Raw genomic sequence first — 20,534 nt, 5'->3', positions numbered from 1 at the left:
GGTTTGATCGGTGTCGGTGACGCTGGTGGCTCTGGGCGGACGGGTCTGGACGGATTCAGTGCAGGTCGACCTGCGCTGACGTGTGGTGAGGCGCGGCGGGGGCGGCTGGGACCGCGTCCGGTCGGAAGCCGGTCGGTCCAGTGGCTGCCGGACAGCAGTTGGCTGCCGTTGCCGTTGCCGCCGATCGCCTCGGCTGGCTTGGGCTGGGTTGGCCGCTCCGTGGTCGGTGGGGCCCCGCCTCGATGGGCGGTCCGTCGTCCTGGTGACCCGTTGTCAGTGGTGACCCGCACAATGGACTCGGCAAGGCGAAGTGCGACGGAAGGGCGGTGCGCCATGCCCGTGTGGGACGACCTGGTGGGCCAGGACAAGGTACGCGAGCAGCTCGCCGCCGCTGCCCGCGACGCCGACACCCTCGTCACGGCGATCGCCTCGGGAACCCCGCCGCCCGAGGCGTCCAAGATGACGCACGCCTGGCTGTTCACGGGCCCGCCCGGCTCGGGCCGCTCCACGGCGGCACGGGCGTTCGCGGCGGCTCTCCAGTGCGTGAGCCCCGACCGCGCGCTGGGCGGCATCCCCGGCTGCGGTTTCTGCGAGGGCTGTCACACCAGCCTGGTCGGCACCCACGCCGACGTCCGGATCGTCCGCACCGACATGCTCTCCATCGGCGTGAAGGAGACCCGCGACCTGGTCCGCGGTGCCCAGATGTCCCCGGCGACCGGCCGCTGGCAGGTCATCGTCCTGGAGGACGCCGACCGTCTCACGGAGGGTGCGGGCAACGTCCTGCTGAAGGCCGTGGAGGAACCCGCGCCTCGTACGGTCTGGCTCCTGTGCGCCCCGTCCATCGAGGACGTCCTCCCCACCATCCGCTCCCGCTGCCGTCTTCTCACCCTGCGCACCCCGCCGGTGGACGCCGTCGCCGACATCCTCGTACGCCGTGACGGCATCGAGCCCGACGTGGCGGCCGTGGCCGCGCGCGCGACGCAGGGTCACATCGGGCGGGCCCGCCGCCTCGCCACGGACCCCCGCGCTCGCGAGCGGCGCGCCGCCGTTCTCAGGCTCCCGCTCCGGATCGACGACATCGGCGGCTGCCTCAAGGCGGCCCAGGAGCTGATCGACACGGCGTCCGAGGATGCCAAGCAGCTCGCCGAGGAGGTCGACGTCAAGGAGACCGAGGAGATGAAGGCGGCCCTCGGCGCGGCTCAGGGCGGTCGCATGCCCCGGGGTACCGCCGGCGTCATGAAAGAGCTGGAGGACAACCAGAAGCGCCGAAGAACGCGGACGCAGCGCGACGCCCTGGACCTGGCCCTGATCGACCTCACCGGCTTCTACCGCGACGTCCTCGCCCTCCAGCTCGGCTCCCGGGTGGCCCTCGCCAACACGGAGTCCGAGGACACCCTGGAGCGGCTGGCCCGCGGCAGTTCGCCGGAAGCGACCCTGCGCCGCATAGACGCGATCGCCGGCTGCCGCGTGGCACTCGACCGCAATGTCGCCCCGCTGCTCGCGGTGGAGGCGATGACCATGGCGCTGCGGGCGGGGTGACCGGGCGAGCCGCGGCCTACGAAGCCGGGGGTTTCCGGGTTCCGGGGTTTCCGGGTTCGGGAATGTCGGGCTTCGTGAGCGCGACCCGAGCGGTCCGGGCGGCTCGCGGGGGTCGGGGATGCCGGGTGTGACCTGCGGGACTGGTTGACCGCGTCACTCGTACGAGGCGGTTCGGCGACTGATGGTGATCAAATCATGGCGCAGGGTTACGCTCGCCAGATGTACATCAGGTGCGCTCCTCGGCCGGCGCGGTCCGGCCGGTCGATCGGTTCTCCTGGGCCGTCCCGGTCCCTCCGCGTGAGCAGCGTGCTGCTGGCCGCCACGGCGCTGCTCGTCTCGGCGTGCTCCTCGGGGAGTTCGACCACGGCGTCGACGGCGGACGCGGTGCTGACCCCGCTGCCCAGTTCCACACCTTCGGCACTGTCGCCGTACTACGGGCAGAAGCTGACCTGGCGCAGCTGCGGTGTGCCGGGCTTCGAGTGCGCCACGATGAAGGCGCCGCTCGACTACGCGAAGCCGACGGCGGGCGACATCCGGCTGGCGGTCTCCCGCAAGAAGGCCACGGGTCCTGGGAAACGTCTCGGTTCGCTGCTGGTCAACCCCGGCGGGCCGGGCGGCTCGGCGATCGGCTACCTCCAGTCGTACGCCGGTATCGGCTACCCGGCGGCGGTCCGCGCCCGGTACGACATGGTCGCCGTCGACCCGCGCGGCGTGGCCCGCAGCGAGCCGGTCGAGTGCCTCACCGGCAGCGAGATGGACACGTACACGCAGACGGACAGCACTCCCGACGACGAGATGGAGACGGACCAGCTCGTCGACGCCTTCAAGCAGTTCGCGGAGGGGTGTGGGGAGGACGCACCCAACCTGCTGCGGCACGTCTCCACGGTGGAGACGGCCCGCGACATGGACATGCTGCGGGCCGTGCTCGGTGACAAGAAGCTGACGTACGTGGGGGCGTCGTACGGAACGTTCCTCGGGGCGACGTACGCCGGCCTCTTTCCCGACCGCGTGGGCCGTCTGGTCCTGGACGGTGCGATGGACCCGTCGCTCGGCGCGCGCAAGCTGAGTGAGGGACAGACGGCGGGCTTCGAGACGGCCTTCCAGTCGTTCGCGAAGGACTGCGTACGCCAGAGCGACTGCCCGTTGGGCGGCGCGGGCACCAGTGCCGCCCAGGTCGGCAAGAACCTCAAGGCCTTCTTCCAACGGCTCGACGCGGCTCCGATTCCGGCGGGCGACGCGGACGGCCGCGAGCTCGGCGAGGCGCTCGCGACGACGGGTGTGATCGCGGCGATGTACGACGAGGCGGCCTGGCCGCAACTGCGTGAGGCGCTCACGTCGGCGATGAAGGAGAAGGACGGCGCGGGCCTGCTCTCCCTCTCCGACAGTTACTACGAGCGGGACGCCGACGGCGAGTACACGAACCTGATGTTCGCCAACGCGGCCGTGAACTGCCTCGACCTCCCGGCCGCCTTCTCGCGTCCCGACGAGGTGGAGAAGGCGCTTCCCTCCTTCGAGAAGGCGTCGCCCGTCTTCGGCGAGGGCCTGGCCTGGGCCTCCCTGAACTGCGCCTACTGGCCGGTGAAGCCGACCGGCGAGCCCCGCCGCGTCGAGGCGAGGGGCGCCGCGCCGATCCTCGTCGTCGGCACCACCCGCGACCCCGCGACCCCGTATCCCTGGGCCCAGGCCCTCGCCTCCCAGCTCTCCTCCGCCACCCTCCTCACGTACGTCGGCGACGGCCACACCGCCTACGGCCGCGGTAGCGGATGCATCGACTCCACGATCAACCGCTACCTGCTCCGCGGCACCCCTCCACCCAAGGAAAAGCGCTGCTCATAGCCCTGCCACCGGCCTCGGGATCGGCCCTCCGAGGCCTGTTCGGAGCACCCTCGGAAACTGTGTAGACTTACCCGCGTTGCTGATCGCACCATGGTGTGGACGGCGCGCCGCCTTAGCTCAGATGGCCAGAGCAACGCACTCGTAATGCGTAGGTCTCGGGTTCGAATCCCGAAGGCGGCTCTGTGGAAGCCTCAGGACTCACTCGCCGTGACCTGGGGCTTTTGCTTTTTGCTACGGTCGGCAGGTTGTGCGTGGGTGTCGGTGGGGCCAGGTCCGGTCTTCGTGTGGCACGGGTCGGGCCTCGAGTCCCGGCGTGAAGAACTCGCCTGGGCGACGCACGGCAGCCATGGCAGCCTTCGAAATGTGGGAGCGGCGCTGCACCTATCGGCGCGTCTGGCGGTTATGTCCGTTTCGGTCGCTCGCGGTGCGAGTGCGTTGTCGGCGTGTGTCGAGCAGGTGAGGGCTCGGTGGAGCCTCGTGAGTGGCTTCACTGAGGCGGTCACCGGCGTTCGGCCTCCTCCTTCGCCGTCCTTGTGACCCAGGAGCGGCAGATCCATTGAGCGAGTCCGCCCACGGCGAGGGAGACGAGAATTGCTCCCCAGTCAATGACATGCGGTAGTCCGGGAAAGAAGGCGAAGAAGGCGAGGGTGGCCGCGAGGCCGATGGTGAACGCGGCGATCCCGGTCCGGCGTCGCCGTGTATGCCACGGCTCGTCAGGACCCTGTGCCTTTGGCTGCTCGATCATGGACAACTCACTTCGTGATGTGGTGACACTGGCTCACGCGCCGCACTCCGTTGACGAAGAGATGGGCACACGCCTTGCCATAACGAGGCAGCCTCTGGGGAGAGTTGTTCCGCATCGGGTCGATCTTGCATTCGCTGTGTGTCCTGCCACGCGAAGTGCGGTACGTCCGGTTGTTGGTGTCGGCATAGATGAAGTCGATGCGCCAGTTACAGAAACCGCTACTCACCGCTGCGACGAAACCGCAGTCGACCCCGGCGTTCTGATATGTGATCTTCTTGCCGCTCCCGCGGATGATGTGGGTGAACATGCAGCCTGTCGGAACCTTCATGGTCACACCCCCGACGCTGTAGTCGAAGGTGCGCACGGGAGTTGAACCGATCGCGCCGGCGTGCGCGCCGGTCGACGTGGTGAGGACGAGTGCACCTGCGACGATCAGAGGCGTGGTGAGGCGTGAGGCGAACTGCAGTAACAAGACGCTCTCCTTGCTGATGATCTCCTGATGGGTACGGGGAGAACCGCGCTCCGTAGTGACTGGTTACAGGAGCGTCAGCCGATTCACTGTCATGTGTGATCAGCGAATCAGTGCGCTGACCAGGAGAAACGTTCATGGGTGCCACGCCGTCATCACGGTTGTGCGAAGGGATCCCCAACCGGCGGGTCACCGCTCCAGGACGTCCCGTACTTCTCCGCCAAGGCGCCTGCCTCGGTGTTCGTGAGTAGGCGGGCCGGTAGGGAGCCCAGGGCGAGGATCAGGGCCGCTGTTTCTTCGAGTTCTATCGCCGCGTCCATGGCTGCGGTGACGGAGGGGCCGGAGCCCACTGGGCCGTGGTTCTGGAGGAGGGCGGCGCGGAAGGGGAACGGTAGTTGTTCGAGTTCCGCGGCTTGGCGGGGGTCGCCCGGGGGTTCGTAGGGGAGTAGTGGGGTCTGGCCGACGCGAATGACGCAGTACGGGGTCTGCGGGGGAGCGCGCTGTGTTCCGACCAGGCGGGGCGGCAGGCGGCGGCTGTCGCGTGGCGGGAGTGGAGGTGGATCACGGCGCGGGCGGCGGGGTCGCGCCGGTAGAACGCGGTGTGCAGGGGGAATTCCCTGGACGGGCGGGGGCCGTCACGGTGGGTGCCGTCCAGGTCGAGGACGGCGAGGCCGTCGGGGTCAATCGCGGCCAGGTCCGTGCCGGTCGGGGTGATGAGAACCCGAGAGCCCTCCCGGATGCTTAGGTTTCCGGAGAACCGGGGCTGAGGCCGAGGGCCGCGAGGTGTGCGCCGGCGGCGGCGAGGTCGTGGCGGGCCGCGCTCACGCGAGTACCTCCCAGGCCGAGGTGAAGATGTCCGTGGCGCCGAAGTCATCTGCGCAAGGAAGGGGTGCTCAGCGTCTGCTCAGCGTCCAGCAGATCACCCAGCTCTGCGGTGTCTCCCACATGACGGTCCGCCGAGACATCGCCGAACTGGAGCGCCAGGGACTGGTGTTCTGGCCAACCGCTCCAGCGTGGGCCGTCTCGCCGCGGCGACCCTGCGCCGACTCGCCCTCGGCATCGCGTTCATCAGCACCAGTTCCTGGGACCTGCCGCGCGGGGTGACCACACCGTCGGAGCCGAAGGGCGAGGTCAAGCAGGCGGCGATGGAGTCGGTGGGGAGTTCGGTCCTGGTGGCGGGCTCGTCCAAGTTCGGGACGTTCGGCAAGTACCGGGTCGCGCCGCTGACGGCGTTCGACGCGGTGATCACCGACAGCGTGCTGGCCGACGCCGCCGCGGAGGGCGTACGCGCGGGCGGGGCCGAACTGTACCTGGCCGAGGCCTGAGTTGTACGCGGCGGGCCGGCCGCCTGCAGTCCGCTGGGCGCCCGTTCGGCGGTACCGCTCAGACGGGCGTACAGCCCGCGTGGCGCCCGTACGGCGGCACCGCTCAGACGCCGCCCAAGTCCGGCCGGTCCCTGAGCTGTCGGCGGGAGGTGATGCCCAGCTTGCGGAAGATGTTGCGCAGGTGGGCGTCGATGGTGCGCGGGCTGAGGAACAGCCGGGCGGCGACCTCGTTGGACGTCGCGCCGGTGGCGACCAGGCGGGCTATGTAGAGCTCCTGCGGGGTGAGTTGGTCGTAGGTGTGGCCGGTGCGGCTGCGGGCCTTCTCGCCGGTGGCGCGCAGTTCGTCGGCGGCCCGCTGGGCGAACGCCTCGAGGCCGGCGTCGGAGAGCAGTTCGTGGGCGGTACGCAGGTGCAGCCGGCAGTCCCGCCTGCGGCCCTCGCGGCGCAGCCATTCGCCGTAGAGGAGATGCGCTCTGGCCCGGTAGGGGAGCAGCGGGCTCTTGTCGAGGTGCTCGACGGCCTCCCGGTAGTGGTCCTCGTCGCCGGTCACCAGGCCTCGGGCGTACGCGGCGACGCCCAGGCCCGAGGCGGTGCCGGCGGCCTCGGTGCGTTCCGTGAGCGATTCCAGGGCCGTGACGGCGGTGTCGTGCTCGCCGCAGCGGACGGCCGCCTCCACCAGTTCGGGCAGGGAGATCCCGGCGAGGAAGAGATCACCGGGGGCGGTGGCCCGGTGGGCCGCGGCCAGCGCCGCCGGGTAGTCGGCCAGGCCGTTGTTGAGCACGGCCGTCGCCCAGTGGACGTTGGAGACCAGTTGCCCCGCGCCCCGTGCCGTCGCCGCCTCCGCAGCCGTCTCGAACAGCTCGGACGCCTCCTGGCGTCGGCCGCGCATCGCCGCCAGATGGAGCCGGTGGTACCAGACCGCCGGCCCGCCCACCGCGTCGGCGACCGCCTCCTCCTCGGCGATCGCCGCCGTCGCCTGCCCGAAGTCGCCCCTGAACGCGGCGCTGGACGCCACCTGGGCGAGGCCGAGGCGCAGCATGAGCGGCGAACCGGACTCGCGGCCGGTCTTCATCAGCCAGTCGGCGACCGCCGAGTGGGTGTGCGGGTCCCACAGTTCGCACGCGAGGATCGAGGCGAGCGCCGGCCGCCGGGTCCACATCGGGGTCTCGCCGCCGTCGAGCGCGGCCCGTATGGCGGGAACCGCCGCCCGGTGTCCGTCGGAGGCCAGCAGGGCGAGCGCGTCCAGGATGTCCGGCGGGCGCGGCGCGGGCGCGCCGGTTCCGGCGGGGCGTGGCGTGGGCGTGCCGGTTCCGGCGGGGCTCGGTGTGGGCGTGCCGGTTCCGGCGGGGCTCGGCGTGGGCGTGCCGGTGCCGGCGGCGGCCAGCACCAGGTCCATCACGCCCTCGGCCCGGCCGACGACCAGGCTCATCTCCAGTGCGTCCAGGAAGCACTCGCGTGACCAGTCCGGGTCCGGCGTCGACAGGCGCTGTGCGGCACGGAGCATGAACATCGGGCCGTTGCCGTCGTTGTGCCGTACGAAGGCGATCTGGCCCCGCAGCAGGTCGACCCGGGCGTGCTGGAGCTCGTCGAGGGCGGCGTTCTCGACGGTGCTGAGCAGTTCCGCCGCGGTGTCGGTGGCGCCCGCGTCGAGGTTGGCGCGTACCGCCGCGAGCGTCCGCTCGATCCGGCGGCCGGTGTCCAGGGACAACGCCGCCGCGCGTTCGATGAAGGCCGCCGCGGCCTCCACACCTCCGCGCGACCGGGCGCGGGACGCCGAGCGCTCCAGTTCGGCGGCGACGTCGTCGTCGGGGCCCGTACCGGCCTGGGCGCGGTGCCAGGCCCGCCGGTCCGGATCGACGACCGGGTCGGTGACGTCGGCCAACACCCCGTGCGCCGTACGCCGTTGAGCCGCGTCCGCCGCCCGGTAGACCGCCGAGCGGGCCAGCGGGTGGCAGAAGCGGACGCGGGTGGAGAACTCGACGAGACCGGTGGCGGTCGCGGCGGCGCCGGCCGTCGCCACGTCGAGGCCGAGTCGCCGTGCGGCCGGCCACAGCAGACCGGGGTCGCCGGTCGGGTCGGCGCTCGCGACGGTGAGCAACAGGCGTGCCCCGGGGGGTGCTTCGGCCAGCCGGGCCTGGTAGCTGCGTTCGATCCTGGTCGGCACCGAGGACGTGTCCGGCGGGGCGTAGCCACCGGCTCTGGGCAGTTCGAGCAGCGCCAACGGGTTTCCGCGCGCCTCGGCCATGATCCGGTCCCACACCTGCTCGTCGAGCGTCACGTGGCTGCGGGCCGCCAGCAGCGCCCGCGCGTCGGTGTCGCTCAGGCCGTCGACGAACAGGCCCGGCAGATCGTCCAGTTCGCCCGGCGCACTGGGCAGCCGGAGCCCGAGGATCATGGCGACGGGCTCGGATCCGACGCGCCGGGCGAGGAAGGCGAGGGCCCTGGCCGAAGCGGCGTCGAGCCACTGGGCGTCGTCGACCACGCACAGCAGCGGACGCTCACGGGCGGCGGACGCCAGCAGTTCCAGCGTCGCGAGACCGATGCGGAACGCGTCCGGCGTCCCGGTGGCCAGCCCGAACGCGATCCGCAGCGACTCGCGGTGCGGGGCGGGCAGTTCACCGAGCTGTCCGAGCACCGGCACACACAGCTGGTGCAGGGCGGCGAACGGCAACTCCGTCTCGTACTGCGACCCGCACACCTCGACGACCCGGAACCCGGACGCGGCCTCCCGGGCGCGGTCGAGCAGCGCGCTCTTGCCGATACCGGCCTCGCCCCGCAGGACCAGCGCCCCGCCCCGGCCCTCGCGCGCGGCGCCGGTCAGCTCGTCGATACGCCGGAATTCGGCCTGTCTGCCGACGAGTTGACCGGTGGGGGGAACAGACGTCCGCATACCTCGTACGTTAGGCGAGCCCCCGCCGTCGATGCGGGCGAACCGCTGAGCTCATACGGCAGGCGGCGCGCCGTGTCCAGGGTGACATCGGGCCGTATGGCGTCGTGTCCACGGAAATCACCCGGCCGGGGCCGCCGTTTCCGCGGGCCGGGGCCGCTGTCCCTCCCCGGGTCGGTGCCGCTGTCCCTCCCCGGGTCGGTGCCGCCGTCCGTCCCCGGCACGGTGCCGCCGTCCGTCCCCGGGTCGTAGCGCCTCCGTCCCCGGGTCGGAGCCGCCTCCGTCCCCGGCACGGAACCGCCCTCCCCCGCAGCCGGAACCCTCGTCACCCCCGGGTCGGAACTACCCTCGCTCCCCAGCCGGAACCGCCCTCCCCAGCCGGAACCGCCCTCCCCAGCCGGAACCGCCCTCCCCAGCGGTCGGAACCGCCCTCCGTCCCCGACCGGAACCGTCCTCCTCTCCCCCCGGGTCCGGAACCGTCCTCCTCCCCCCAGGCCGGAACCGCCCACCACCCCGGCCGGAACCGCCCACCACCGCCTAGGCGAATTTCACCGACGCGAGCGCCCGCGCGTCGGTGCGAGCGTGAGGGCTCACCGGTGGCGCGGCCGAAAAGTGGCGGCTCCGACCTCTCCGAAAGATGAACCCATCCATGCTGTTGCGAATCGCCGAGCTCACCGTGCGTCGCGCCCGGCTGATCCTCGTGGTCTCCACACTCCTGCTCATCGCCATGGCCGCCCTGGGCATCGGTGCCTTCGGCAAGCTCAGCGGAGGCGGGTTCGACGATCCGGGCGCGCCGTCCAGCCGGGCCGAGAAACTGATCGAGGAGAAGTTCGGCGGTGATTCGAACCTGGTCCTGCTGGTCGACGCCGAGCAGGGCGGCCCCGACACCACCGCGGCGGCGCAGCGCGGCCGGGAGCTGACCGAGAGCCTGCGGAGCGAGAAGACCGTCTCGGGCGTGCTGTCGTACTGGGACCGCGGCGGCGAGGGCCTGAAGTCCAAGGACGGCGAGAAGGCCCTGGTGCTGGCCCACGTCAAGGGCGGCGACCGGGACGAGGGCGCGAACACCGAGGCGCTGCTCGACGAGTACACCGGTGACAAGGACGGCGTCTCGGTGCGCGCCGGCGGCGGCGCCGCGGTGAACAGCGGCCTCTCCGCACAGGTCGCCGAAGACCTCGCGCTCGCCGAGGCCATCGCGATACCCGTCACCCTCGTCCTGCTGGTGATCGCCTTCGGCAGCCTGGTGGCCGCGCTGCTGCCACTGGTCATCGGTGTCATCGCGATCCTCGGCACGCTCGCCGAGCTCTACCTGCTGGGCAGCGTCACCGACGTCTCCGTCCTCGCGGTCAACCTCACCACCGCCCTCGGCCTCGGCCTCGGCATCGACTACGGCCTACTGCTCGTCTCCCGTTTCCGTGAGCAGCTGGTCCGCGGCGACGACGTGCCCGACGCCATCCGGCACACGGTCACCACCGCCGGACGCACCATCGCCTTCTCCTCCGCGACGGTCATCGCCGCCCTGGGCGCGCTCCTCGTCTTCCCGCTGTTCGCGCTGCGCTCCTTCGCGTACGCCGGGATCGGCGTGGTGGCGATCGCGTCCATCAGCTCGCTGCTGGTGATCCCCGCACTGCTCGCCGTACTCGGTCACCGCGTCAACGCGGGCCGGGTGCCCGGCACCAGGTCGGCCGGCCGGACGGACTCCCCGCTGTGGGGGCGGATCGCCGGCACCGTGATGCGCAGGCCCGGACTGACCGCCCTGCCCGTGCTCGCCGTACTGCTGCTGGCCGCGAGCCCGCTGCTCGGCGTCAGCTTCGGCATCCCGGACGAGCGGGTGCTCCCGGAGGACGCCCAGAGCCGGCAGGTCTCGACCGCGCTGCGGACCGACTTCGCGGCCAACGACGCGGCGGCCGTGCAGATCATCACCACCAGCTCGGTGACCCCGGACACGCTCGGCGGGTACGCCGCCGAACTGTCCCGGCTCGACGGCGTGGTGCGGGTCGACGCCGGCTCCGGCAGCTACACCGGTGGCCGGATGTCCGCGGAGCCCGGACCCGGCGCCGCGGCGCTCGGTACCTCGGACGCGCAACGGCTGACCGTGCTCCACGAGTTCACTCCGGCCTCGGACGCGGCGCAGGACCTGGTCACCGGGATCCGGGCCGTCGACGCGCCGTCCGGAACCGAGGCCCTGGTCGGCGGAACCGACGCGCGGCTGGTGGACTCCAAGCAGTCGATCGGCGACCGGCTGCCGCTGGCCATCGGCTGGATCGTGGTCAGCACCTTCGTCCTGCTGTTCCTGTTCACCGGCAGTGTGGTCCAGCCGCTGCGCGCCCTCGTGCTCAACGGGGTGAGCCTGATGGCGGCCATGGGCGCCATGGTGTGGATCTTCCAGGACGGCAACCTCAGCGGGCTGCTCAACTTCACGCCGCAGCCCATGGAGGCCGGCACGACGGTCCTGATGTTCTGCATCGCCTTCGGTCTTTCCATGGACTACGAGGTGTTCGTGACCAGCCGGATCAAGGAGCTGCACGACGCGGGCGCCGGTCCCGAGGAGGCCGTGACCCGGGGTCTCGCGGGCACCGGACGGATCGTCACCATGGCGGCGGGACTGCTCGCCGTGAGCTTCTTCGCCTTCGCCACCAGCAAGGTCAGCTTCATCCAGATGTTCGGACTGGGCAGCGGACTGGCCATCCTGATCGACGCGGTCGCCGTACGCGGTGTGCTGGTCCCCGCGGCGATGCGGCTGCTGGGCCGCACCGCCTGGTACGCGCCGTCCGGTCTGCGCCGGCTGCACGCCAAGGTGGGCCTGAGCGAGGCCGCCGAGGCACCGGCCGAGCGGGTGTCGGCGGGCGTGTAGCGCACGTGGAGCTGGAGATCGCGGACGGGGTGGAGAATCCGCTCCCCGGGATCGAGGAGTTCAGGGAGTTCCAGGCCGGGCTGAAGGAGTGGCCGGCCGGCTCCGGGTGCGCCCGGATCGGTCCTGGAGCGGACCCGCCCACGGAGTGATCCGACCGTCACGACGGACGGAGGCCCCGGTCGCTCACCTCGGGCGACCGGGGCCTCTCGCGTCCCCGGATCCGGCCGCGGCGGCGACACTCCCCCGAGTTACGCGTCCTACGCGCGCACCGTCGGGCCAGATCCGATGTTGTGATCACATCAGGTCGCGCCAACGGATCGCTAACATGACCGCCAACGGTTCCACCGGGAACCGCGTGCCGGCCGGTGCAAGTCCGCGCGGGTGCGGTCGGGTTGGAGCGCGTACGAGGTGCTCGCGCGGAAGGGCAGTGGACGGCGTCATGCGGGACGGGCTGCGGCGGACACTGCGGTTCGGGCTGCTGGGGCCACCTGTCCTGTACGACGCCGAGGGCGAGGTCCGCTCGGTCGGCGGCGGAAAGACGCGTGCCCTGCTGGTCGCGTTGCTGTTCGAGCCGGGCCGGGTCGTCTCCGTCGACGCGCTCAAGGACGCCCTGTGGGACGGGTCGCCGCCGGCGTCCGCGCAGGCCTCGCTCCACAACCACGTCACCCGCTTGCGACGCCTCCTCGACGATCCGGAGCGGCTGCGCGCCGTTCCGCCGGGGTACCTGTTGCGGGTCGGCGAGGGCGAGTTGGACGTCCGTGTCTTCGACGACCACGTCGCGGCGGCACGCGTCGCGCACGCCGGACGCGACTGGGAACGCGCGTTGCGCGAGTCCGAGAACGCCCTCGCGCTCTGGCGCGGCACCCCCCTGAGCGGGCTCCCGCCCGAGGGCCGCGGGTACGCGCTCGTCCAGCGGCTCACGGAGGCACGACTGCTCGTCCTGGAGTGGCGGTACGAGGCCGAGTTGGGCCTCGCGAAGGCCGGGGCGCGGGATGCGGTGGGCCGCGAGGGCGCGGGTGCGGGGGAGCGGAGTGCGGCGGACTTCGACGGTGTGAGTGCCGGGGGTGCCGGGGGTGCCGGGGCGCACGGTGTCACCGGTGGCGGCCGACTGGACCGGCTCGTACCGGAGTTGGCCGCCCTCGTCGCCGAGCATCCCCTCCGTGAGGCCTTCCACCGGCAGCTGATGCTCGTCCTGCACCGCACCGGCCGTCGCGCCGAGGCCCTGGCCGTCCACCGTGACCTGCGGGCCCGCCTGGTCGAGGAACTCGGTGTCGAGCCGGGCGCCGCGGTGCGGGAGGCGCACCTGGAGATCCTGCGGGAACGGGAGCGGCAGGCACAGGGGACACCACCGGCGGGGGCGGACGGCCGCGGGACCGGCGCCCCGAGCCCTCGTACCGGGGCGCCTGAGGCATCACCGGGGTCACACCCGGAGTCGGGGTCACACCCGCAGTCGGGGTCGGACTCGGGGCCGCAGCCGGACCCGGAGCCGGGCCTCCCGGCCACGGTCCCAGCCACGGTCCCAGCCACGGTTCCGGCCCCCGCCCCCACACGCCCGCCCCGGCCGGCCCAACTCCCGCCCCCTCCCGCGTACTTCACCGGCAGGGACGACGTACGCAAGGCGCTGCGCCCGGTCCTGGACGCCGATCACCGGGCGGCCGCCTCCGGACCCGGCGTCGCCGTCATCAGCGGTATGGCCGGCGTCGGCAAGAGCGCGCTGGCACTGCACGTGGCGCACAGGTCGAGGGAGTGCTTTCCCGACGGGCAGCTGTACGTGAACCTGCACGGCGCCACGCCCGGAATGACCCCGCTCACCTCCGCTCAGGCGCTCGCCGCGCTGCTGCGCGACCTCGGTACCGAACCGCGGCGCATCCCCGAACACCCGGACGCGGCAGCCGCGTTGCTCCGCTCGATGCTCGCGCCGACCCGCACGCTGATGGTGCTCGACGACGCGGCGCACGCCGCGCAGGTACGGCCGCTGCTGCCCGCCGGATCGGGGTGCGCGGTGATCGTGACGAGCCGTTCGCCGCTCACGGCACTGGACGGCGCGCACCGTTTCCCGCTGGCGCCACTGTCCGACGAGGACAGCGCGGCGCTGCTCCGCGCGATCTCCGGACGGGAGGAGGGGCTCGACGGCGGCCACCGCCTCGTCGAGCTCACCGGCCGACTGCCGCTCGCCCTCCGTATCGTCGCGGCCCGCCTCGCCGCGCGCCGCGCACTCACTCCGGACGTGCTGGCCGGTCAACTGGCCGCCACCGAGGGGCGGTTGCACCACCTTGAGTACGACGACCTGAGCGTACGCAGGTCGCTGGGCGTCGCCCATGACGCGCTGCGCGCCTCGGAGCGGCAGACCGACCGGGACGCGGCGCTCGCCCTGTGCCGGATCGGCGCGCTCGACCTCCCCGCGTACGGCGCGCCCCTCCTCGCCCGGCTCACCGGCACCGACGAACGCCGTGCCGAGGCCGCCCTCGACCGCCTCGTCGACGTCGCCCTCCTGGAGGAGACGGCGTACGGCCGCTACGCACCCCACGACCTCGTCCGCGACTTCGCCCGCGAGATCGCGGGGGCCCCGGACGACGGGCTGGTCACCGAGCCGGCCCTCGGGGCAGCAACCGGGGCCGCCAATGGTGAGGACGGTGTCCCCAACGCGGCGGAACAAGCCCTGCGTTGGTACGCCGCCGTCGCCGCGCGCACCCTCGCGGTGATCGTCGAACCGGGCCTCGACCGCGAGGACCGCAGCAGGCCGACCGCCTCCCAACCGGCCTCGCACGCGACGGAGGTCGAGGCCACACCGCCGTTCGGCTCCGCCAAGGAGGCCTTCGCCTGGGGCGATCTGGAGCTGGAGAACGTGGTGGCGCTGGTGGAGCGCTACGCACCGGTCTGCCCGTACGTCCCCGTCCTGGTGCGACTGCTCCACCCGTACGCCCAACGCGGCGGCCGGGTCGCCGAGGCGGAGGTCCTCCAGCGGGCCGCGCTGCGCGCCGCGCGGCGGCTCGGCGACGAGGCGGCCGAGGCGTACGCCCTCGGGGACCTGGCCGGGCTGCACTTCATGACGGGGCGCGCGGGCGACGCACTCGCCCTGAACGACGAGGCGTTGGCGATCTGGCGGCGGCTCGGAGTCCTGTCATGGGTGCGGCGAGGGCTGAACAACCGCGGCATGCTCCTCCAGGGGCTCGGCCGGCACGACGAGTCCAGCGAGGCGCTGCTGCGGAGCCTGGAACTCTCCCGGAGTCTGGGAGACCGGCACACCGAGGCCATCACCTACAGCAACCTCGGCAACCTGTACGAGCACACGGACCCGCGGGCCGCCATCGACCACCACAAGCGGAGCCTCGCGATCGGCGACGCGCTGGGCGACGTGATCATCCGGCACTCCGCGCACTGCAACATCGGCTACGCCCATCTCACCCTCGGCGAACCGGCCGCCGCAGTACCGCACTTCGAGGAGAGCCTGCGCGTTCTCGGCGGCCACGGCGACTGGCACGGCGAGGCGCAGACCCGGCTCGGGCTGGTGCGCGCCCTGCGGGAAGCGGGGTTCCGGGCGCGGGCCGCCGACGAGTGCGACCTGCTGGTGTGCCGCGCCGACAGCCGCGCCGACGCGTACACCGGAGGGCTCGCCCGTCACCAGCGCGGGCTGTTGCTGAGCTCGGCGGGAGATACCGAAGGGGCGTACGGGCAGTGGCGGTCGGCCCTCGAAGCGCTGGACGGGACGGACAGTTCGGTGGTGGCCCGACTGAGAGAACTCCTCGCCCGTCCCGCCGACCTCCCGCAGCCCCCTGACTTGTCCGCGTCGGCCCTGGTGTCGCCGGTCGGCTGACTTGTCCGCGTCGGCTACCGTGCCGCCGCCGTCTGACCTGTCCGCGTTGGTTGTCGGGCCGCCATCCACTTACCGGCTCCTGTCGGCTCTCGTGCCGCCGCCCACTGTCGTGACTCCGCCGCCTGTCGTGGGCCGGCCGGTCGCTCTCGCCCGGCCCGCCCCGTCAGGTGCTGCCCCGTCGCACACGGCCCGGTGATCTCACGTCACCGCGTCCCGGCGCTGTACGTCACCCCGGCCCGGCGCCGTACGTCACCCCGTCCCAACGCTCCTCCGTACGTCAGCTCACTTCGCGTCCGCGTAGCACTCCACGACCGCTGTCGTGAACGGGAAGCGGACCGGTGTCTCGCCGAAGGTGAGGCGGCCCGCGAGGTCGGCCGCGTCGCGGATCGCGGTCACCACCGTGTCCGCCTCCTCGGCCGGGCAGTGCACGATGACCTCGTCGTGCTGGAAGAAGACCAGCTCGGCGGCGAGGCCGGCGCAGGTGCGACGGAGGGCGGCGAGCACCAGCAGGGTCCACTCGGCGGCGCTGCCCTGGACGACGAAGTTGCGGGCGAAGCGTCCGCGGGCGCGGGAGTTGGAGGACGCGTAGCCAGGCACCCAGGCGGTCTGGTCGGCGACGGTCTCGGCGGGGTCGTCCTGCGGGATACCGGCCTCCTCCGACGCGGCGTCCGCGGCGTCGGAGGCACCGACGGCGGGAGGGCAGGTACGCCCGAGCCAGGTCCGGACGAGCCGCCCCTCCTCGCCCGCGCGGGCCGCGTCGTCCACGTAGGCGACGGCCCTGGGGAAGCGGCGGCGCAGCAGGGCGAGGTTCTTCAGTCCGTCACCCGACGTCTGTCCGTACACGGCCCCGAGCACGGCGAGCTTGGCCTGCGCCCGGTCACCGGAGAACGCCCGGTCCGACACCGACTGGTACAGGTCGCTCTCGCGGCCCGCGACCTCCATCAGACCCGGGTCGCGCGAGATCGCCGCGAGCACCCGGGGCTCCATCTGGTCGGCGTCGGCCACGACGAGCCGCCAGCCGGGGTCGGCGACCACGGCACGGCGGATCACCTTGGGGATCTGGAGCGCCCCGCCGCCGTTGGTCACCCACCGCCCGGTGACCGTCCCGCCGGGCAGGTACTCCGGCCTGAAGCGTCCGTCCCGCACCCAGTCCTGGAGCCAGGACCAGCCGTGCGCCACCCAGATCCGGTACAGCTTCTTGTACTCGATCAGGGGTTTCACGGCCGGGTGGTCGATGGACTCGATCTCCCAGCGGCGGGTGGACCTGACCTTGATCCCGGCCTGCGCGAAGGCCTTTATGACATCGGCGGGCAGGTCGGGTCTGACCCGTCTCCCGAAGGCCGCCGAGACCTCTTCGGCGAGCTCGGCCAGGCGTCGCGGCTCGCCACCGCCCGCGTACCGCTCGCCGAGCAGTTCGTGCAGTACCGCTCGGTGGACGTCGGCGCTCCACGGCAGCCCCGATCCGTTCATCTCGGCGGCCACCAGCATCCCCGCCGACTCCGCCGTCGTCAGCAGGTGCATGCGCTCGGGGAGAGCGGTCGCCTCGATGCGGCGGTGCTGGTCCGCGTACACCTCCAGGAGATCCGCCAGGGGTACGTGAACCGGGCGCGGTTCGAAGAGGGAGGACTGCGAGCCGGGTTCGGCGGAGCGCTGGGGCGGGTCCGGCGGTACGGGGCCGCCGCGCAGTCTCGCGAGCGCGGCGGCGGCCGACCGGGGTTCCCCCAGCCGCCCCTCGTGACCGAGGAGCAGCGTCTCGGCGGCCTCGATGTCGTAGCACCGCTCGACTCGCACCCCCGTGGCGAGCAGACGCGGATACACCTCGGCCGTCGACCGCCAGACCCACCGGGTCACGTCCGGCCGCGCGCGCACGGCGTCGACGAGATCCGGCTCCCGGCGCACCGGCCCCGCGGGCAGCCCGTCCGGGCCGAGGGGGGCGATCTCCGCGCCACCGTCCTCGGCCGGTACGAGAGCCCACCGGTCGGTCATGCTTCCGAGTCTCGCAGGAGGGTCTGACAACGGGCGCCGGCCGCGCACCGCCGTGCCTCAGCCGGCCGGCTGCTCCCGCGTCCGCTGGAACTCCTCCAGCGCCAGCGTGATCCGGGCCTCCGTCGCCGCCTTGTCGATGCCGGCCGCGCTGAGGACTCCGTCGCCGTTCTCGAACTCCAGGAGGGCCAGCAGGATGTGCTCGGTGCCGATGTAGTTGTGGCCGAGGCGCAGAGCCTCGCGGAAGGTGAGCTCCAGGACCTTCTTGGCGGCGGGGCCGTACGGGACGAGTTCCGGCACGGTGTCGGCCGCGGGCGGGAGCGCCGCCGTCGCCGCCTCGCGTACGGCGTCCAGGGTCACGCCCTGCGCGGTGATCGCCCGCGCGGCGACGGCCTCGGGTTCGGCGAGAAGGCCGAGTACGAGGTGCGCGGGGAGCCCTTCGGCGTTGCCCGCGGACTTCGCCGCGCTGTGCGCGGCCATGACCACGTTCCGGGCGCGGGGGGTGTAGCGGCCGAAGCCCTGGCTGGGGTCGAGGTCCGCCTCGGCCTTCGGTACGAAGCGCTTCTGCGCGGCCTGCCGGGTGACTCCCATGCTCTTCCCGATATCCGTCCAGGAGGCACCCGAGCGCCGGGCCTGGTCCACGAAGTGGCCGATCAGATGGTCGGCGACGTCGCCGAGGTGGTCCGCGGCGATCACCGCGTCCTGGAGCTGGTCGAGTGCGTCGGGGTGGGCCTTCTTGATCGCGTCGATGAGGTCGTCGAGACGTACGGATGCCGTGCCGGGTGGGTTCGTCGTCATGTGTCAACCGTAGGTTGGCAGTCCATCACTGTCAACCCAAGGTTGACAGTTCAGGGTGGGGCGTCTCGGGGCCCCGCGCCCGAGCCCGCGGGGCCCAACTCCCCAAGCCTGGCCATCAGTTCGTTGTCCACAGGGTGTGGATGAGCCAGTCTCTTCGACGCGAGCGCGGTGTCCGGACCATGCCTCCCCCAGTGAACCGTCCGGCGACCCCGCGTACGCCCGCGTACGCGACCACCAGCGGGTCTTCCGGGGGTAGGGCAGGCCGTAGCCTCCGCCGGGCCCGTGGCACGATCGAGGGATGAGCAGCACGCCCGGCACCGTGGAGCGCGCCTTCGAGGCCGCCCTCTACGCCGACTCCGACTCCGCCCTCGACGCGGGCGCCTCGATGCTGGCCGCCGACCCCGCCTCGGACGTCGAACTCACCCGGCGCGGCGAGGAGTTCGTCGCCGCGGCCTGGCGGCGCGGCTGGGAGCCGGCCGACGTCGTGCGGTTCGTGCGGCGCGAGCTTGAGGACGTGCACGTACGTCTGGCGGCGGAGCTGATCCGTGGCGAGAGCCGCCGGGACAAGCCCCGTGGCCCACGCTGGGCGGCCCAGCTCGAAGACCTGGACGCCACCGGACCGGCGCGCACCGACCGTTTCTCCTACGCCACGGCCGCCCTGGAGTTGTACCGGCTCCTCCTCCGTCTCCCTTCCATCGAGCCGCTGGACGTCCCCGAGGGGCCGGTGCCCGCCGCCCACAAGGACTCCCGCATGCTCACCCGTATCCGCGCCCTGCTCGCGAAGGCCGAGGCGACCGGATTCCCCGAGGAGGCCGAGGCGTTGAGCGCCAAGGCGCAGGAGCTGATGGCGCGGCACAGTATCGACGAGGCGCTGCTGGCGGCCCGTACGCACGCCAAGGACGCGCCCGGAGCCTGCCGGATCGGGGTCGAGCCGCCGTACGAGACGGCCAAGGCGGTGCTCCTGGACGCGGTGGCCGGGGCGAACCGCTGCCGAGCCGTGTGGAACGACTCCCTCGGCTTCTCCACCGTCGTCGGCTTCGAGCCCGACCTGGAGGCCGTCGAACTCCTCTACACCTCGCTCCTTGTGCAGGCCACCGCCGCGATGACGAAGGCGGAGGCGGCGCAGCGGGCGGGCGGACGCAAGCGTACGAAGACCTTCCGGCAGTCGTTCCTGGCCGCGTACGCGCACCGGATCGGCGACCGGCTCGCGTCCGTCGCGGAGGGCCAAGTGGCGTCCACCGAGGGCGGGTTGCTGCCGGTGCTGGTGGCCCGCGACGTGGCGGTCGCGGACCAGCTGGAGCGGATGTTCCCCGAGACGGTGACCACCCGGCTGCGCGGGGTGACCGACGCGGCCGGCTGGCAGGAGGGCGCCGCGGCGGCGGACCGGGCGCAGGTCAGGGGGCGGCGCCCGATCCCGTGATCCGGCGGCTCAGTCGCCCGCGCGCTGGAAGGGGCTCACCGTGGCGTCGGGTTCGCCCGCCCCGGTCTTCCCCGCGACGGGGCCGTACGACCACGGGAAGTCCTTGGTGGTGTCGGCGCCGGGCAGGCTGATCTGCACCGTCGTGGCGTCGAGGCTCTCGGCCCCGGCGGCCTCGCCCCGTACGTAGGTGATGGTGAAGGTCGCGGTGTCGTCCTTCGCCAGGGTCAGCTTCTCCGGCTGCGCGGCCTCGTCGCCGGCGACGGTCGCGGACGTGTCGCCGGCGGTCAGACCGACGCCGGGAAAGCCCTCGAGCGTGCACTGGTCGCCGCTGTTGGTGATGGTGAAGGGCACGATGCCGGTGTCGCCCGCGGCCGGGGCCTCGCTGGCGGGACCGGCTTCCAGCGCGACCTGGCCGATCGCGCAGGCGGCCGTGGCGGCGGCGGAGGCCGTGGCCTTGGTGTCGTTGTCACCGCCGTCGTCGCCGCTGTCGCCGCAGGCGGTCAGAGTGAGGGCCGCCACGAGGGCGGTGACGGCGATCGGTATGGCGCGCATGTTTTCGTTCCCCTGAATCGTGACGGTGCTCCCAGGATCATCACGCATATCACTGTGCCCCCGCGCCACGGGCCCGGCTGTCCCGGTCCTCACCCGCCACGGCCCTGGCTGTCACGGGCCCCGCCGTCCCTGCCCCGGCTGCCTCGGCCTCGGCAGTCTTGGCCCTGGCTGTCACGGGTCCGGCAGTCCCGGCCCCGGCTGCTTCGGCCTCGGCAGTCTTGGCCCCGGCTGCCTCCGGCCCCGGCTGCCTCGGGCCTAGCCCGCCTCCGGCCCCGCCTGCCCCGGGCCTCGCCCGCCTCCGCCCCCGGCGAGCCC

At 72.6% G+C, this 20,534-nt stretch carries 12 protein-coding genes, 1 tRNA gene and 2 pseudogenes; 8 read left to right on the top strand and 7 right to left on the bottom strand.

The window, feature by feature from the left end; all coding sequences use genetic code 11:
- Positions 1 to 333: 333 nt before the first annotated feature.
- The 3 genes from ACIP79_RS04945 (at position 334) to ACIP79_RS04935 (ending at position 3,555) form a co-directional block, all read left to right on the top strand.
- A complete protein-coding gene (locus ACIP79_RS04945; RefSeq protein ID WP_383677774.1) occupies positions 334 to 1,539 on the top strand; it encodes a DNA polymerase III subunit delta' in 1,206 nt (401 codons plus the stop codon).
- Between the two features lie 219 nt (positions 1,540 to 1,758).
- Positions 1,759 to 3,375, top strand: coding sequence for an alpha/beta hydrolase (locus ACIP79_RS04940; RefSeq protein WP_401219466.1), 1,617 nt, complete (start codon positions 1,759 to 1,761; stop codon positions 3,373 to 3,375).
- Between the two features lie 106 nt (positions 3,376 to 3,481).
- Positions 3,482 to 3,555: transfer RNA gene (locus ACIP79_RS04935), tRNA-Thr, on the top strand.
- Positions 3,556 to 3,874: 319 nt separating this feature from the next.
- Here the strand turns inward: ACIP79_RS04935 and ACIP79_RS04930 are convergent.
- The 3 genes and pseudogenes from ACIP79_RS04930 to ACIP79_RS04920 form a co-directional block, all read right to left on the bottom strand.
- A complete protein-coding gene (locus ACIP79_RS04930; protein WP_401219464.1) occupies positions 3,875 to 4,120 on the bottom strand; it encodes a hypothetical protein in 246 nt (81 codons plus the stop codon).
- 7 nt (positions 4,121 to 4,127) lie between these two features.
- A complete protein-coding gene (locus ACIP79_RS04925) occupies positions 4,128 to 4,586 on the bottom strand; it encodes a hypothetical protein (protein WP_401220862.1) in 459 nt (152 codons plus the stop codon).
- A 158-nt stretch (positions 4,587 to 4,744) separates the two neighbouring features.
- Positions 4,745 to 5,414: pseudogene (locus ACIP79_RS04920) on the bottom strand (class II aldolase/adducin family protein).
- A gap of 27 nt (positions 5,415 to 5,441) precedes the next feature.
- Here ACIP79_RS04920 and ACIP79_RS04915 point away from each other — a divergent pair.
- Positions 5,442 to 5,914: pseudogene (locus ACIP79_RS04915) on the top strand (DeoR family transcriptional regulator).
- Between the two features lie 103 nt (positions 5,915 to 6,017).
- Here ACIP79_RS04915 and ACIP79_RS04910 read toward each other — a convergent pair.
- Positions 6,018 to 8,804 (bottom strand): ATP-binding protein, encoded by a 2,787-nt coding sequence (locus tag ACIP79_RS04910; RefSeq protein WP_401219461.1) that lies wholly within the window; start codon positions 8,802 to 8,804, stop codon positions 6,018 to 6,020.
- Between the two features lie 646 nt (positions 8,805 to 9,450).
- On the opposite strand from ACIP79_RS04910, the gene ACIP79_RS04905 reads away from it, so the two are divergent.
- The 3 genes from ACIP79_RS04905 (at position 9,451) to ACIP79_RS04895 (ending at position 15,466) form a co-directional block, all read left to right on the top strand.
- The gene (locus tag ACIP79_RS04905; RefSeq protein WP_401219458.1) at positions 9,451 to 11,652 is read left to right on the top strand and encodes an MMPL family transporter; all 2,202 of its coding nucleotides are present in this window, start codon (positions 9,451 to 9,453) and stop codon (positions 11,650 to 11,652) included.
- A 5-nt stretch (positions 11,653 to 11,657) separates the two neighbouring features.
- Positions 11,658 to 11,801, top strand: coding sequence for a hypothetical protein (locus tag ACIP79_RS04900; protein ID WP_401219455.1), 144 nt, complete (start codon positions 11,658 to 11,660; stop codon positions 11,799 to 11,801).
- Positions 11,802 to 12,091: 290 nt separating this feature from the next.
- The gene (locus tag ACIP79_RS04895) at positions 12,092 to 15,466 is read left to right on the top strand and encodes a BTAD domain-containing putative transcriptional regulator (RefSeq protein WP_401219453.1); all 3,375 of its coding nucleotides are present in this window, start codon (positions 12,092 to 12,094) and stop codon (positions 15,464 to 15,466) included.
- Between the two features lie 282 nt (positions 15,467 to 15,748).
- On the opposite strand, the gene ACIP79_RS04890 is transcribed toward ACIP79_RS04895, so the two are convergent.
- The gene (locus tag ACIP79_RS04890; RefSeq protein WP_387184986.1) at positions 15,749 to 17,452 is read right to left on the bottom strand and encodes a bifunctional 3'-5' exonuclease/DNA polymerase; all 1,704 of its coding nucleotides are present in this window, start codon (positions 17,450 to 17,452) and stop codon (positions 15,749 to 15,751) included.
- Positions 17,453 to 17,509: 57 nt separating this feature from the next.
- Entirely contained in the window at positions 17,510 to 18,247 is a 738-nt protein-coding gene (locus tag ACIP79_RS04885) for a Clp protease N-terminal domain-containing protein (protein ID WP_401219450.1), read from the bottom strand.
- A gap of 298 nt (positions 18,248 to 18,545) precedes the next feature.
- On the opposite strand from ACIP79_RS04885, the gene ACIP79_RS04880 reads away from it, so the two are divergent.
- A complete protein-coding gene (locus tag ACIP79_RS04880) occupies positions 18,546 to 19,667 on the top strand; it encodes a DUF2786 domain-containing protein (RefSeq protein ID WP_401219447.1) in 1,122 nt (373 codons plus the stop codon).
- A gap of 9 nt (positions 19,668 to 19,676) precedes the next feature.
- On the opposite strand, the gene ACIP79_RS04875 is transcribed toward ACIP79_RS04880, so the two are convergent.
- Positions 19,677 to 20,219 carry a DUF4232 domain-containing protein gene (locus tag ACIP79_RS04875; RefSeq protein ID WP_401219444.1) on the bottom strand — a complete coding sequence of 181 codons (543 nt, stop codon included), beginning with the start codon at positions 20,217 to 20,219 and terminating at the stop codon, positions 19,677 to 19,679.
- Positions 20,220 to 20,534 lie beyond the last annotated feature (315 nt).

It is taken from the genome of Streptomyces sp. NPDC088747 (assembly GCF_044751025.1).
Lineage (GTDB): Bacteria > Actinomycetota > Actinomycetes > Streptomycetales > Streptomycetaceae > Streptomyces.
Note: the sequence above shows the minus strand (reverse complement) of the source record. Positions and strands in the feature narration are given on the sequence as shown.

Coding starts and splice junctions, on each gene's coding strand:
- ACIP79_RS04875 (WP_401219444.1), bottom strand. CDS start 20,219: ATGCGCGCCATACCGATCGCCGTCACCGCCCTCGTGGCGGCCCTCACT.
- ACIP79_RS04940 (WP_401219466.1), top strand. CDS start 1,759: ATGTACATCAGGTGCGCTCCTCGGCCGGCGCGGTCCGGCCGGTCGATC.
- ACIP79_RS04890 (WP_387184986.1), bottom strand. CDS start 17,452: ATGACCGACCGGTGGGCTCTCGTACCGGCCGAGGACGGTGGCGCGGAG.
- ACIP79_RS04905 (WP_401219458.1), top strand. CDS start 9,451: ATGCTGTTGCGAATCGCCGAGCTCACCGTGCGTCGCGCCCGGCTGATC.
- ACIP79_RS04910 (WP_401219461.1), bottom strand. CDS start 8,804: ATGCGGACGTCTGTTCCCCCCACCGGTCAACTCGTCGGCAGACAGGCC.
- ACIP79_RS04945 (WP_383677774.1), top strand. CDS start 334: ATGCCCGTGTGGGACGACCTGGTGGGCCAGGACAAGGTACGCGAGCAG.
- ACIP79_RS04930 (WP_401219464.1), bottom strand. CDS start 4,120: ATGATCGAGCAGCCAAAGGCACAGGGTCCTGACGAGCCGTGGCATACA.
- ACIP79_RS04885 (WP_401219450.1), bottom strand. CDS start 18,247: ATGACGACGAACCCACCCGGCACGGCATCCGTACGTCTCGACGACCTC.
- ACIP79_RS04895 (WP_401219453.1), top strand. CDS start 12,092: ATGCGGGACGGGCTGCGGCGGACACTGCGGTTCGGGCTGCTGGGGCCA.
- ACIP79_RS04880 (WP_401219447.1), top strand. CDS start 18,546: ATGAGCAGCACGCCCGGCACCGTGGAGCGCGCCTTCGAGGCCGCCCTC.